Origin of the sequence: Streptomyces sp. WP-1 (genome assembly GCF_030450125.1) — a bacterium.
GTDB lineage: Bacteria > Actinomycetota > Actinomycetes > Streptomycetales > Streptomycetaceae > Streptomyces > Streptomyces incarnatus.
In genome coordinates this window covers 6,493,486-6,507,623 of the sequence record NZ_CP123923.1, presented here as the reverse complement: position 1 = coordinate 6,507,623, position 14,138 = coordinate 6,493,486, and the positions used below count along the sequence as shown (strand labels likewise).

The window sequence follows — 14,138 nt, the reverse complement described above, 5'->3', positions numbered from 1 at the left end:
GGTTCACTTACTTCTTTGCGAGTACTTCTTCAGCGAGACGGGACCGGCGAAAGCCGTACAGGAAGTAGAACACGATCCCGACCGCCAGCCAGACACCGAACACCGTCCAGGTCACGGCGGACAGGCTTCCCATGAGCCACACGCAGAAGAAGAAGCCGAGCGCGGGCAGCAGCGGCGACAGCGGCACCCGGAAGGTGCGCCGCATCCCGGGCCGTGTCCGCCGCAGCACCACGACCGCCACATTGACGAGCGCGAAGGCGAACAGCGTGCCGATGCTGGTGGCGTCGGCCAGCTGTCCCAAGGGCACCGCCGCCGCGAGGACGCCGCAGAACAGGGACACGATGACGGTGTTGGCCCGCGGGGTGCCGCTCCCCGGATGCACCCGCTCGAAGATCCTCGGCATCAGGCCGTCGCGGGACATGGCGAACAGGATGCGCGTCTGGCCGTAGAGCACGGTCAGCACCACGCTGGCGATGGCGATGACCGCGCAGAAGGCCAGCAGGGTCGCCCAGAAGCGCTGTCCGGTGACGTCCCGCATGATCTGGGCCAGCGCCGCCTCGGAGCCGCCGAAGGTCCGCCACGGCCTCGCGCCGACCGCGACGGCGGCGACCAGCACGTACAGGGCCGTCACGATGACCAGCGACAGCATGATCGCGCGGGGCAGGTCGCGCGGCGCGTCCTTCGCCTCCTCGCCCGCGGTGGAGGCCGCGTCGAAGCCGATGTACGAGAAGAACAGGGTGCCCCCGGCCGCGCTGACCCCGGCCATGCCGAGCGGCATGAAGGGCCGGTAGTTCCCGGCCCGGACGCCCATGAGGCCGACGGCGCAGAACAGGATCAGCGCGGCGATCTTCACGCACACCATCACGGTGTTGACCCGCGCGGACTCCTTGGCGCCGCCGAGCAGGAACACCATGGCGAGCAGGACGACGATCAGGGCGGGCAGGTTGAAGACGCCGCCGTGGCCCGGCGGGGCGGACAGCGCGGCCGGGAAGGCGAAGCCGACGGTGCCGTCCAGCAGCTCGTTCAGGTACTGGCCCCAGCCGACCGCCACGGCGGCGACCGAGACGCCGTACTCCAGGAGCAGGCACCAGCCGCAGACCCAGGCGATCAGCTCGCCCATCGTGGCGTAGGCGTACGAGTAGGAGGAGCCGGCGACCGGGATGGTGCCGGCGAGTTCGGCGTAGGACAGGGCCGAGAACAGTGCGGTGAAGCCGGCGAGCACGAAGGACAGGATGACGGCGGGACCCGCCTTGGGGACGGCCTCGCCGAGGACCACGAAGATGCCGGTGCCGAGCGTGGCCCCGATGCTGATCATGGTCAGCTGCCACAGCCCGAGGGAGCGCCGCAGCGTTCCGCCCTCACCCCGGCCGCCCTCGGCGACCAGGAGTTCCACGGGCTTGCGGCGCATCAGGCGCGCCCCGAGGCCCGCGGACGGCTGCCGACGCGTGATCATCGCGTCCACGGTACGTCACCCGGCGCGACACCGCGCTCCGGTCGCCGGACGCCGTCGGCCCCCGACGGGCGCGGCGGGGGCCGACGGGCGCGGGATCAGCTCCAGCTGGCGTGCAGCGGCTTGCCCTCGGCGTAACCGGCGGCGCTCTGGACGCCGACGATGGCCCGCTCGGCGAACTCCTCCAGCGAGTCGGCACCGGCGTAGGTGCAGGAGGAGCGGACGCCCGCGATGATCGAGTCGATCAGGTCCTCGACGCCCGGCCGGGCCTGGTCGAGGAACATCCGGGAGGTGGAGATGCCCTCCTCGAACAGCGCCTTGCGGGCGCGGTCGTACGACGACTCCTCCGAGGTGCGGTTGCGCACCGCGCGCGCGGACGCCATGCCGAACGACTCCTTGTAGGGGCGGCCGTTCGCGTCGTGCTGGAGGTCGCCCGGGGACTCGTACGTACCGGCGAACCAGGAGCCCACCATCACGTTCGAGGCACCGGCGGCGAGCGCCATGGCCACGTCGCGCGGGTGGCGGACACCGCCGTCGGCCCACACGTGCTTGCCGTACTTCTTCGCCTCGGCGGCGCATTCGAGGACCGCGGAGAACTGCGGGCGGCCCACGCCGGTCATCATCCGGGTGGTGCACATGGCGCCGGGTCCGACACCGACCTTGATGATGTCCGCGCCCGCGTCGATCAGGTCCTTGACGCCCTCGGCGGAGACGATGTTGCCCGCGACGATCGGCACCTGCGGGTCGAGGGCCCGCACCACCTTGATCGCGTCGATCATCGACTCCTGGTGGCCGTGCGCGGTGTCGATGACGAGCGTGTCCACGCCCGCGTCGAGCAGCTCCTTGGCCTTGCCCGCCACATCGCCGTTGATGCCGACGGCGGCGGCGACGCGCAGCCTGCCGTTCGCGTCCACGGCCGGGGTGTACAGGGTGGCCCGCAGGGCGCCCTTGCGGGTGAGGATGCCGGCCAGGCGGCCGTCCTTGTCGACGGCCGGGGCGTAGCGGCGGTTGTGGACGTCGAGGGTGTTGAAGGCCTCGCGCGGGTCGATGTCCGCGTCCAGCAGGAGCAGGTCCTTGGACATGACCGCTTCGAGCTGGGTGAAGCGGTCGACGCCGGACAGGTCCGTGTCGGTGACGACGCCGATGGGCCGCCGCTCGCCGTCCACGACCACGCCCGCGTTGTGCGCCCGCTTGGGCAGCAGCGCGAGGGCGTCGGCGACGGTCTGGTGCGGGGCCAGCACGATGGGGGTGTCCAGCACCAGGTGGCGGCTCTTGACCCAGGAGACCACGTCGATGATCACATCGTTCGGGATGTCCTGCGGGATGACCACGAGGCCGCCCCGGCGGGCCACGGTCTCGGCCATGCGGCGGCCGGCGATGGCGGTCATGTTGGCGACGACGAGCGGGATGGTCGTTCCCGTGCCGTCCGGCGAACTGAGGTCCACGCCCTGCCGGGAGCCCACCGCGGAGCGGCTCGGCACCATGAACACGTCGTCGTACGTCAGGTCGTACGTGGGCCGGATGTCATTGAGGAAACGCACGTGCCGCACATCCCAGTCGTTCAGAGGTGACCCCCCGACGGGTGCGCCAGGGGGAAAAGAGCACGTACTTCATTCTCCCATGACCCGGGCCCACGCGTCCCCGGGCGGAACCTCCAGGGTGACCGGCCCGGTTTCGGAGGATCCGCCGAAGGCCCTCCCGGTCAGTGCAGCGCGGTGCGCGCCTGGTCCAGGAACGCCTCGCGGGCCCTGTCCAGCACGTCCGGGCGGGCGTCGCGCCGCACCTGCTCCAGGAGCGCCGTGGCGGCGGCCGCCACCTCGCCGGGTCCCTCCAGGACCACCAGGTCATGGGCGCGCTGGAGGTCGGTGCGGTCCCCGGGCCGCCCCTCGCCGGTCCGGCGGGTCTCGGCGACGGCGCCCACCGCCTCCAGGAACCGGATGTACGTCTGCCGCCGCTGGTCGTGGACGCGCGCCGCCCGCTGCTCGGCGGTGCTCAGCCGCAGCGCCTCCAGGGCGGCCGCCGCCTGGCGCTCCCCCGCCTCCCGGGTGGAGCGCGCCGATATGACGCTGCCGCCGAGCGCGGCGCCGGCGCCGATGAGCGCGGCCAGCAGGGCGATGAGCCACTCGTTCATGGAGTGCATTCTGCATGGACACGGCATACCGCCGGGCCGATTCGGCCGTCCTCGGTACGATCACCTGGCCGGCCCGGCGCGTCCCGGCACCCCGTGCGGGGAGGAGCGCGCCGAGCAGACGGGAGAGTCAGGTGAAGGACGGCCGGGCGACGGGCGGCGAGCGCTCCGTCCTGTTCGCCGCGCGGTCGCAGAACGCCCTGCACCGGCTGCTCGACACGCTCCCCGTCTTCGCGGGCGACGACCGGGTGCACCGCTGCTTCACCCTCGTCCCGGGCTCCGCGTTCTCCCTGGACGCGCTCGCCGCCATCGACCGCGCGGGCGGCCGCACCCTTCCCTGGACCACGGCCGTCGAACGGACCTTCGACCTGATCCTCGCCGCGAGCCCCAAGGGCGATCTGCACGCCCTGCACGGCCCCCGTGTGCTGCTCCCGCACGGCGCCGGGTTCAACAAGTCGGTGCCGGGCGAGGGCACCGAGGACTCCGCCTCCGGTCTGGACCCCGCGCATCTGCTGCGGCCCGACGGCGCCCCGCTCGCCACCCGGTACCTGTTCTCCCACCCCAGCCAGATCGCCCGGCTGGCGCCGTCCAGCCCTGCGGTGGCGGCCCGTTCGACGGTCGTCGGCGACCCGCTGATGGAACGGTTCCTGGAGTCCCAGGACCGCCGCGACCGCTATCGCGCCGCCCTGCGCACCGGCGCCCGCACCCTCGTCGTGCTGCTCTCCACCTGGGGCCCGGAGTCCCTGATCGGCCGCCGCCCCGGCCTCCCCGCCGAACTGGCCGCGGCCTTCCCCCACGACGAGTACCAGCTCGCCCTGGTCCTGCATCCGAACGAGCGCGCCCGGCGCGGGGCGCTCGACCTCGCCGAGTACCTGGACCCCGCCCGCCAGGCCGGTCTGATCCTGCCCGCGGTCCACGAGGAGTGGGCGTCGGTCGCCATCGCGGCGGACCTCCTGATCACCGACCACGGCTCGGCGGCCCTCTACCCGGCCGCCCTCGACCGCCCCCTGCTCGGCGCCTACGACGGCGGCGGGGAACTCCTCCCCGGCAGCCCGATGTCCGCCCTCCTCACCGACGTCCCCCGCCTCTCCCCGCACCTCCCCGGCCCGGACGCGGCGTCCCGCCTGGCCACGGCGCTCCTCGCACACCGCCCGGGCAGCAGCCGCGCCCTCGCGGAGCCGGCCTTCGCCGAACAGGGCCAGGCTCTCGACCGGCTGCGGGAGACCCTGTACGACCTGCTGGACCTCACCCCGTCCGGCCGCCCCGTCCTCCCCCGGCTGCTCCCCGACCCGGCACCGGCACCGCTCACCCCCGCCGCCTTCGCGGTCCGCGTCGAGTACGACGGCCACGGGACCCCGCGGGTGCTGCGGCACCCGGCGCATCTCGTGCCGCCCGCCCCCGCGCACCACCTGTCCGCCGAGGTGGGCGCCGCGCACCGCCGGTTCACCCAGAGCGCGGCCCTGCTGCACCGCCATGCGGGCGACCGCCAGGGCGCCTGGACGGAACCGGCCGGCGAGTGGACACTGCGCACCCTGGCGGACCACCCCGGCGGCCGACGCACCGCCGCGATCGTCCTCTCCCCCACCCACTGCCTGCTGCGCCCCCGCTCCGGCCCGCTGCTGTCCGTGCGGCTGGGCCCGGGGGACGGCGGGCGGCGGCCCGCACCGGTCGACCCGGTGGCCGTCCTGTCGGCGGTCCATGCCGCGCTGCTCACCGGGCGGGCCGCCCCGGGCACCCGGCTGGTCTGCGCGGTGGGCCCCCACCGGGTGACGGCCCATCTGACCCGGGCCGACCCCGAGGAGTCCGCCCTACCGGTCTGAGGCCGGCTCGGCCAGACCGAGCCGCTGCCACAACTCCCGCGCCGCCACCCGGTGTTCCTCCGCCTCGGCCTCCTCACCCAGGCTCGCGGCGAGTTCCGCGAGGGCGTCCAGCACCCGGGCCTCGTCCCGCACGCCCCGCACGGCGCGTGTCTCCTCCAGCGCCGCCCGGTACCGCGCGCCCGCCTCCGCGCCACGGCCGAGCCGGGCGTACACCCCGCCGAGGGCGAATTCCGCGCGCCCGGTGAGCCGGGTGCGGCCACCGGCGGCGAGCTCGTCGCGGGCCCGTTCCAACAGGTCGGCCGCGCGCTCCAGTTCACCGAGGTGCGCGAGGGCCTCGCCGAGCCGGTACCGCTGGAGGGTGGCCCCGTAGGCGTTGCCGATCTCCTCGTGCACCGCCCCGGACGCCTCGAACTCCCGTGCGGCCTCCGCCCAGTTGCCGCGCGCCGAGCCGAGCATGCCGAGGAACTCGCGCGTGGAGGCGGCGAGTTTGCGCTCCCGCTCCGAGGTGCCGAAGGCGCTCTGGACCGTGGACCACGCCTGGTTCAGCTGCCGCTCCGCCTCCTCGAACTCCCCCTGCTCCCACAGCGGCCGGGCCAGCTGGCAGCGCATCCGGACCAGCAGCGGGAGATCACCGGCCTGCCGCGCGGCGGCCACGCCCCTGCGGAACGCGTCGATGTGGTCGCCGTAGTGCGGGTGGTTGAGGAAGTGCGTCCACAGGGGTTCGCAGAGGGCGGCCGCTTCCAGGAGGCCCCAGTCGCCGTCCCCGGCGGTGCCGACGGTGTGGGCGACGCGGACGCAGCCGAACAGGGTGTGCCGTTCGGCCTCCAGCCAGTGGTAGGCGCGGGCCGCCGCCTCGCCCCGGGCGTCGCCGGACTGTTCGAAGAGCACATCACGGGTGCCGGGCACCGGCGGTGCCTCGGCCGCCGTCTTCAGGCGCGGTCCGGCCGCGGCCAGGTCCGCGCGCTGGGCCTGGCGCAGATACCAGCGCACGAGCCGCCGTAGCGCCTCCTCGCGCTCGCCCTGGTCGCCGTGGGACTCCGCGCGGCGGCGGGCGTGGGCGCGCAGCAGCTCCGGGAGGCGCTCGCGGCCGTCGGCGCCCCGGCCGTCCAGCAGCCCGGCGGCCCGCAGTTCGGCGAGCGCGTCCTCGGTGGTGTCGAGGTCCCGGCCGAGCAGGACGTCGGCGGCGGCGAGGGTGAAGGAGGGGCCGGGGAAGTGGCCCAGCAGCCGGTAGAGGCGGGCCGCGTCGGGGCCGAGGCCCTCGTAGGCCGCGTCCCACACCTGTTCCACCACGGGGATGCCCCTCTCCCTCAGTTCGGTGCCGAGCCGGTCGAGGAGCCGGGCCAGCGGCGGTTCCTGGTGGCGGCGCAGCCAGTTCCCGGCGATGTGCAGCGCGGCCGGGAGCCCCGAGCACAGGTCGAGCAGCCGGCGCGTCTCCTCCGGTTCGACGGCGAGACGGGCGTCCTTGGTGACCCGCTCCAGCAGTTCCAGGGCGTCGGCGGGGTCGAGCGGCGCCAGCGGGAACTCGGTGGCCGCGCCGGCCTGGAGGTCGTACAGCGGCCCATGGCTGGTGACGATCACCAGGCTGTCGCCCGAGGCGGGCAGCAGGGGCTCCACCTCGGTGCCGTGGCGGGCGTTGTCGATGACGAGCAGGAGCCGCTTGCCGTGGGTGAGGGACCAGTACTGGCGGGCCCGCTCCCGGAACACCGGCGCGATCCACTCCGCGTCGAGCGCGCGCAGCAGCTCGCCGAGGACGTCGGCGACCTCCACGGCGCCGTCGCGGCGTACGTCGTCCAGGTCGACGTAGAGCACGCCGTCCGGGTGGTGCCGGTGCAGGGCGCGGGCGAGGCGGAAGGCCAGTTCGGTCTTGCCGGTGCCGGCGTGGCCGCGCAGCAGCAGGCACAGCGGGCGGGTGCCGCCGTCGGCGGGCCGCCGGTCCCTCACCAGTTCTCGGGCACGCGCCTGCTCCCGCTCACGGTCCACAAAGTGCGCCGGCTCCGCCGGAACCTGATACACCACGTCTGACTGGCCCCCGTCCCGCATCGCCCGGCATCACCACGAGCCTATCGGCAAAGGGGAGTTGACATGCCGTGGTGCGGGGGTGTCGGCGGGGCGGGTGTGGCCGGGGAAGGCGCGGCGGCCGGTGCGGGGGGGGCGTCGTCAGACCAGCGCGAGGGCCACCGTCAGCGGAGCGGGGCGTTCGCTCGCCTCGGTGAAGACCTCGCGGGCCACCCGCCACTCCTCGGGGCGGGCCTGTGCGTACGGTTCCCATCCCGTGACGACGAGCAGCAGCCCGCGTTCGCTCGCTTCGGAGGGCCAGACCGAGGGGTCGGAGAGGCTGTCGAGGAGCGCGTCCCAGTTCCGGCCGAACCAGTCGGGCAGGTGGAGGGCGCGGGCCACGGCGTCCATCAGGGCGGACTTGTCCGTGACGCCGGTGAGGTCCAGGGTGACGACCCGGCGGTCCGTGAGGTTGTCGGTCATCTCAGTACCGCCCGGAACGAGTTGTAGTGATCATCGGTGTAGTAGAACTCCCCGCCCTGCCCGGTGATGACACGCCGCGCCCCGCGATCGCGTGAGCCCGGTGTCTTCACGGTGTACTCGTGGTAGTAGCCGCGCTGGTGCTTGGGCAGATGCCGCTCGAAGTTACCGAAGACGATCCCGTCCCGCGCGTAGGGATAGGGGCCGCCCCGGTCGATGAGCGCCAGCGTCCGCCGCGCCTCGGCCGGCAACCGCGACGCGGGCACGGTCGCCATGCCCTTGGCCCAGCCGGGAGTGGCGACGGATCCGGCGGACGGACCCGCGGACGGACCGGTGGGCGTCCCCGTCGTGCCGTGCCCCGTCGTCTCCGTCGGGGAGCACCCGGCCAGCAGAACGGCGAGGACGACGAGCAGCCCGGCGAAGAGCCGGGACAAGGACCGGGACAGAGGCCGGCCGGGCGCCGGGGAACGGCGCCGTTCGCACGGCGGGGGGACGGAGCGGGACGACGACAGCATGCGGACGATGCTGCCATGGCGGTCACGGGTACGACGACCGGACGCCGGCAGGGAGCCGGACGACGGTACGACCGGGCCGCCCGACCGGAGGAGTTCCGCCGCCTCTGTCGCCGCCCGGGCCGCATCGCCCCGGCCACAGCACAGCCGTACCGTCGGCCCGGTCTCGGCGGACCGACGGCGTACGGCGTTGAGGACCGCCCCCCGGCCCCTTACTGCCCGTCGGGGTCCTGGCGGCTCAGCGCGGGCTTCGGGGTCGGGCCCGCCGTCATCAGGTAGTCCGCGGCCGAGGTGTCCGTGACCAGGCTGGTGACCAGCCCGGAGCGGAGCACCGCGTCGATCGCGGCCGCCTTGCGCTGGCCACCGGCGATCGCGACGACCTCCGGGATACGGCGCAGCTGGTCCGCCTTGACGGTGATGCACCGCTCCCCGAGGTCCCGCCCGATCCGGCGCCCCTCGGCGTCGAAGAGGTGCGCGGCCATCTCGGCGGCGACGCCGAGCGAGGCGTAGTGCGCCCGCTCCTCGTCGCTGAGCATGTCGTGCACCGTCGAGATACCCGGCTCCCAGGAACCGATGGAGACACAGGCGACCGTGACCTTGTCGAAGTACTCGAAGGCGCGGGCGATCCCGGTCTGGTTGCGCAGGGCCGCCGCGGTGGCCGCGTCCGGCAGCAGCATCGGCGCGTAGATCGGGTGGGCGTCGCCTCCCGACACCTGCGCGGCACGGCGCACGGCCTCGACCGAGCCGCGCTCGGAGGTACCGGCGTCGTACACACCCGTCAGCTGGACCACCGTGCACGGCGGCAGCCGGTCGAGCGCGGCCGCCATGTGGATGGTGGAGCGGCCCCAGGCCATCCCGAGCACGTCCCCCTCGTTGACCAGTTCGCCGAGCAGGTCCGCGGCGACCTCGCCGAGGTTCTCGGGATCGGGGGTCTCCTCGGCCTCGGCCGGGGACTCGACCACGACGGCGTGCCGCAGGCCGTAGCGGGCGCGGAGCGCGTCGGAGCGCTCGGCGTCCAGCTCGGCCGGTACGCGGATCTCGATGCGTACGAGATCCCGTTCGAGAGCGGTTTCCAGGACCCGGGCCACCTTGAAGCGGCTGACGCCGAACTCCTCCGCGATCTGGATCTTGGACTTGCCCTCGAGGTAGAAGCGGCGGGCCATGGCCGCCGCCTGGACCAGCTCAGCGGGTCCCATCCGCATGGCTGACCGGCCCGCCGACATACCCGACACGGCGATCTCCTCACTGCTGTTCACACTCTGGATTCGCCGTTCATCCTTGCAGATCCGGCGCGACTGATCCGCCCTGATGGGCGGCGTTCTCTCAACCGTTCACGTAGCCGTGGCTCAGTGGTCGCATGCCCAGGACGCCCTGGCGGTGGCCGTCTCCGCCTGGGCGCGCAGGGCACGCACCGCCTCCGCCGGGTCCTCCGCCCCGTAGACCGCCGAGCCGGCCACGAACACATCGGCGCCCGCCTCCGCGCACCGCTCGATCGTGGCCGCCGAGACGCCGCCGTCGACCTGGAGCCAGAGCTGGAGGTCGTGCTTGGCGATCAGCTCACGGGTGCGGCGGATCTTGGGCAGCATGATGTCGAGGAAGGCCTGGCCACCGAAGCCCGGCTCGACGGTCATGATCAGCAGCATGTCGAGTTCCGGCAGCAGATCCTCGTACGGCTCGATCGGCGTCGCGGGCTTGAGCGCCATGGAGGCGCGCGCGCCCTTGGCGCGGATCTCGCGGGCGAGGCGGACCGGGGCGGCGGCCGCCTCCACGTGGAAGGTGACCGACGAGGCGCCCGCCTCCACGTACTGAGGGGCCCAGCGGTCGGGGTCCTCGATCATCAGGTGGCAGTCCAGCGGGGTGTCCGTCGCACGGGCCAGGGACTCCACCACCGGCACGCCGAGCGTGAGGTTGGGGACGAAATGGTTGTCCATGACGTCGACGTGGAGGTAGTCGGCGCCCTGGACAGCCTTGGCCTCCTCCGCGAGGCGTGCGAAGTCGGCGGACAGGATGCTGGGGTTGATCTGCGCGGCCATGCCCCAAGACTGCCATGTCCGAGGCACTGATGTTCGCGCCTGTCCACAGGCGAGACCGCTCATCATACTGATCCGTCATTCGTCGGATGGTCAGCCCGCGCCTGTGGATAACCGACGGCGACGAAGCGCACGCGTGCGGTGAAATGGGGACCGCGCAGCCGCTCTTCGCGACCGTCAGCCGGCGGTCCTGCGGATCAGCGCGAGGTACATCGCGTCAGTGCCGTGCACATGCGGCCACAGCTGGATGTCCGGGCCGTCCCCGAGCGCGGGGACTCCGGGCAGCAGCGGCCGGGCGTCGACGAGTTCGGCGTCCGGGTACTGCTTGAGCACATCGGCGACGACCACCCGGGTCTCGGCGAGGTGCGGGGAGCAGGTGGCATAGCCGACCACGCCGCCGACGCGCACCGAGTCGAGCGCAGTGCGCAGCAGGGCGCGCTGGAGGGGAGCGAAATTGTCCAGGTCCTCGGGACGACGGCGCCAGCGCGCCTCGGGCCGCCGGCGCAGCGCGCCGAGCCCGGTGCAGGGCACGTCCACCAGTACCCGGTCGAAACTGCCGGACCGCCACGGCGGCCGCGTGCCGTCCGCCGCGATGACCTGGTACGGCCCCGGGTTGCCGGCCAGCGCCTTGGCCACCAGACCGGCCCGGTGCGGCTGCTTCTCCGAGGCGAGGAGCACGGCACCGCGTTCGGCGGCGAGCGCCCCCAGCAGGGCGGCCTTGCCACCGGGTCCCGCGCAGCCGTCGAGCCACTTGGTGTCCGGCCCCTCCAGGGGCGCGTTGGCCAGTGCGAGGGCGACCAGCTGGCTGCCCTCGTCCTGCACCCCGGCGCGGCCCTCGCGCACCGCCTCCACCGCGCCCGGCTCCCCGCCCTCGGCCAGCCGCACGGCGTACGGCGACCAGCGCCCGGCCTCCGCGGCCTCCTCGCGCAGCAGCTCTTCGGCGGTGGCCCGGCCCGGCCGCGCGACCAGCGTCACCCGGGGCCGCTCGTTGTCGGCCGCGAGCAGCTCCTCGATGCCCGCGCGCCCGCCGCCCAGGGAGTCCCACAGCGCGGAGACGACCCAGCGGGGGTGGGAGTGCACGACGGCGAGGTGGCCCTCGGGGTCCTGCTCGTAGGGCGGCGCGACCTTGTCGATCCAGCCGTCGAGGTCGTCCTGCGCGATCTTGCGGAGCACCGCGTTGACGAACTTGGCCCGCCCGTCGCCCAGCACGACCCGGGCGAGCTCCACGGTGGCGGACACGGCGGCGTGCGTCGGGATCCGGGTCCCGAGCAGCTGGTGCGCGCCGAGGCTCAGCACGTCCAGCACCGGCGGGTCGACCTCGCGCAACGGCCGGTCCACGCACGCGGCGATCACGGCGTCGTACGTGCCCTGCCTGCGCAGCGTCCCGTACACCAGCTCGGTCGCGAGCGCGGCGTCCCGCGCGTCGAAGTCGTCCTTCTCCCGCGCCTTCCTCAGCAGCGGGGGCAGCACGAGGTTGGCGTACGCGTCCCGCTCGTCCACCGCCCGCAACGCCTCGAAGGCCAGGATGCGGACGGGGTCCTTCTTGGGACGCCGGTAGGGCTTGGCGGGCTTATGACCCCGCCGCGACTGCTCGCTCACGAAAAAGGTGCTCCGGAGGTGAAAAGGGGTATGCGGCCAAGCCTACGTCGAGGGGGGTGACCGGGGGCACGGGGGTGGGGAGGGGGGAGGGGGTGGGGCGGGGGGGAGGGCCCCACCGGAGACCGCAGCGGAGCACGACGAAGGAGGCCCAGCGTCGCCCCGCCGCCACGCCCGGCCCCGCCACGCCCTGCCCCGCCACGCCCGCCCCCCTCGGCCTGAACGACGGCTCGGACGGACTCAGCCGCCCAGCGTCTCCCCCTCGCCGATCCGTGCGCCCCGGGCCCAGTCCGCCGCGCGCATCGGCTTCTTGCCCTGGGCCTGGACCCAGAGGAGTTCGACGGCGTAGGAGCCGGTGCCCACGTGGACGCTGTTCTTGCCCGCGGCGAGGTGGCCCGGGGCGAGGTCGGTCCGCTCGGGGACGGGGGCGGCGTGGATGAGCTTGAGCCGCTCGCCGCGGAAGGTGGTCCAGGCGCCCGGCGCCGGGGTGCACCCGCGCACGACCCGGTCGACGCGCAGCGCCGGCGCCGTCCAGTCCACCTCGGCGTCCTCGACATTGATCTTCGGTGCGAGGGTGATGCCCTCACCCGGCTGCGGTACGGCCTTCAGGGTGCCGTCCTCGATGCCGTCCATGGTCGCCGCGAGCAGCCCCGCCCCCGCGAAGGCCAGCCGGGTGAGCAGGTCGCCGCTGGTGTCGGTGGGCCGGATCTCCTCGGTCACCGTCCCGTACACCGGACCGGAGTCCAGGCCCTCCTCGATGAGGAAGGTGGACGCGCCGGTGATCTCGTCACCCGCCATCAGCGCGTGCTGCACGGGGGCCGCGCCGCGCCAGGCGGGCAGCAGCGAGAAGTGCAGGTTGACCCAGCCGTGGGCCGGGATGTCGAGGGCGACGCGGGGCAGCAGCGCGCCGTAGGCGACGACCGGGCAGCAGTCCGGGGCGATCTCCGTCAGCCGTGCCAGGAACCCGGGATCCCGCGGCTTGGCCGGCTTGAGCACCTCGATGCCGGCCTCCTCCGCCCGCTGGGCCACGGGCGACGCGACCAGCCTGCGGCCCCGGCCCGCGGGGGCGTCGGGCCGGGTGACGACGGCGGCCACCTCGTGCCGCCCGGAGGCGAGCAGGGCGTCCAGGGCGGGAACGGCGACCTCGGGGGTACCGGCGAAGACGAGCTTCATGGGCGGGATCGGGCCTCTCGGGCGGGGATCGGACGGGCAGCGCACCAGTCTATGACCGCCCGGGAACCGGCACCGCGCGGAGCACCGCGGCGATCGACTCGCCCGACGCGCGCGTCAACTGGAAGAGGGCGGCGCACGGGTGGCTCGACGGCGTACGCATATGCCCGCACGCCCCCACCCCGTGACCAGCGGCGCGCAGACGCGTTGGTCAAGAAAGAGTTGACCACATAGGGCCGCTTCGGCCGCCCGATTCCTTTCAACGCCGGTTCGAGAGGCTTGTTCATGGCCGACCATGCAACCCACGACGCCCAGGCTCGGGCCAGCCTGCACTTGCTGGTGCGGGACATCGAGCGGGTCCGTCGGCAGGTGGACGCACTGCGCACGCTCACCGCCCAGTTGGGCAACGTCTACCGTCCGCGCCGCACCGGGCCGTCCACGGGCTTCGTCGTCTACGGACGCGCCCCCGCCCCGACGGTCCGCCTCGCCCAGGAACTCCGGGACAGTGTCGAGACCCTGGTCACGGCCGCCGTGGACTTCGACCGCTCGCTCGGCTTCTCCTGGGACGCGGTGGGCTCGGCGCTCGGGGTCACCAAGCAGGCGGTGCACCGCCGTTACGGCGCCCGCCGCGCCGCCGCCCAGGCGGCCGCCGAGGCCGAGCGGGCCCCGGAGCCGTCCGGCACCCGCACGCTCAATGTGAACGCCGGTCTGCCCACGATGCCGGTGCCGACGGTCCCCGCCGCGCGCTCCATGCCCACCCAGCCGACCGCGGGCAGCCCCACGCTCCGGGAGGACGCCCGCCCGACGGCCTTCCCCGGGCCGCGCAACGGCTGACCGCCCTCGCCCTCCCGGGACCCCGGGCAAACCCTCCGGGAGGGCTCCTCAGGGGCCGTCCCAGCCAGGGCGGGGCCGAATCTCCGGGAAGTACCGGGGAAGCCCAGGGAATCCCCCGGAAAC

General features: G+C 74.0%; 12 protein-coding genes. 2 read left to right on the top strand and 10 right to left on the bottom strand.

Annotated features, from left to right (window positions below; all coding sequences use genetic code 11):
• Nucleotides 1-7: 7 nt before the first annotated feature.
• The 3 genes from QHG49_RS28900 to QHG49_RS28890 all read right to left on the bottom strand — a co-directional run bounded on the left by QHG49_RS28900 (nucleotide 8) and on the right by QHG49_RS28890 (nucleotide 3,581).
• On the bottom strand, nucleotides 8-1,453 hold the full coding sequence (locus QHG49_RS28900; RefSeq protein WP_145490246.1) for an amino acid permease: 1,446 nt from the start codon (nucleotides 1,451-1,453) through the stop codon (nucleotides 8-10).
• Between the two features lie 95 nt (nucleotides 1,454-1,548).
• Nucleotides 1,549-2,991, bottom strand: coding sequence for a GuaB1 family IMP dehydrogenase-related protein (locus tag QHG49_RS28895; RefSeq protein ID WP_301491779.1), 1,443 nt, complete (start codon nucleotides 2,989-2,991; stop codon nucleotides 1,549-1,551).
• Nucleotides 2,992-3,152: 161 nt separating this feature from the next.
• Nucleotides 3,153-3,581, bottom strand: a complete 429-nt coding sequence (locus tag QHG49_RS28890) for a hypothetical protein (RefSeq protein ID WP_301491778.1) — start codon at nucleotides 3,579-3,581, stop codon at nucleotides 3,153-3,155.
• A 14-nt stretch (nucleotides 3,582-3,595) separates the two neighbouring features.
• Between QHG49_RS28890 and QHG49_RS28885 the strand changes: the two genes are divergently transcribed.
• Nucleotides 3,596-5,398: a translation initiation factor 2 gene (locus QHG49_RS28885; RefSeq protein WP_301491775.1), complete on the top strand. Its 1,803-nt coding sequence runs from the start codon at nucleotides 3,596-3,598 to the stop codon at nucleotides 5,396-5,398.
• Here the strand turns inward: QHG49_RS28885 and QHG49_RS28880 are convergent.
• The 7 genes from QHG49_RS28880 to fmt form a co-directional block, all read right to left on the bottom strand.
• The gene (locus tag QHG49_RS28880; RefSeq protein WP_301491774.1) at nucleotides 5,387-7,378 is read right to left on the bottom strand and encodes an ATP-binding protein; all 1,992 of its coding nucleotides are present in this window, start codon (nucleotides 7,376-7,378) and stop codon (nucleotides 5,387-5,389) included. The two genes, QHG49_RS28885 and QHG49_RS28880, sit on opposite strands and share 12 nt — an antisense overlap.
• 177 nt (nucleotides 7,379-7,555) lie before the next feature.
• Nucleotides 7,556-7,876, bottom strand: coding sequence for a barstar family protein (locus tag QHG49_RS28875; RefSeq protein WP_301491772.1), 321 nt, complete (start codon nucleotides 7,874-7,876; stop codon nucleotides 7,556-7,558).
• Nucleotides 7,873-8,307, bottom strand: coding sequence for a ribonuclease domain-containing protein (locus tag QHG49_RS28870; RefSeq protein ID WP_244320359.1), 435 nt, complete (start codon nucleotides 8,305-8,307; stop codon nucleotides 7,873-7,875). Before QHG49_RS28870 ends, QHG49_RS28875 begins: the two co-directional genes overlap by 4 nt.
• 290 nt (nucleotides 8,308-8,597) lie before the next feature.
• A complete protein-coding gene (locus tag QHG49_RS28865) occupies nucleotides 8,598-9,641 on the bottom strand; it encodes a sugar-binding transcriptional regulator (RefSeq protein ID WP_159699606.1) in 1,044 nt (347 codons plus the stop codon).
• A gap of 90 nt (nucleotides 9,642-9,731) precedes the next feature.
• Complete coding sequence (gene rpe, locus QHG49_RS28860; RefSeq protein WP_301491771.1) at nucleotides 9,732-10,418, bottom strand: ribulose-phosphate 3-epimerase; 687 nt, start codon at nucleotides 10,416-10,418, stop codon at nucleotides 9,732-9,734.
• Between the two features lie 174 nt (nucleotides 10,419-10,592).
• Nucleotides 10,593-12,014 carry an RsmB/NOP family class I SAM-dependent RNA methyltransferase gene (locus QHG49_RS28855; protein ID WP_301491770.1) on the bottom strand — a complete coding sequence of 474 codons (1,422 nt, stop codon included), beginning with the start codon at nucleotides 12,012-12,014 and terminating at the stop codon, nucleotides 10,593-10,595.
• Between the two features lie 237 nt (nucleotides 12,015-12,251).
• The gene (gene fmt / locus QHG49_RS28850) at nucleotides 12,252-13,184 is read right to left on the bottom strand and encodes a methionyl-tRNA formyltransferase (protein ID WP_145484040.1); all 933 of its coding nucleotides are present in this window, start codon (nucleotides 13,182-13,184) and stop codon (nucleotides 12,252-12,254) included.
• Nucleotides 13,185-13,466: 282 nt separating this feature from the next.
• Between fmt and QHG49_RS28845 the strand changes: the two genes are divergently transcribed.
• Nucleotides 13,467-14,015 carry a hypothetical protein gene (locus QHG49_RS28845; protein WP_159699645.1) on the top strand — a complete coding sequence of 183 codons (549 nt, stop codon included), beginning with the start codon at nucleotides 13,467-13,469 and terminating at the stop codon, nucleotides 14,013-14,015.
• The last annotated feature ends 123 nt before the right edge of the window (nucleotides 14,016-14,138 follow it).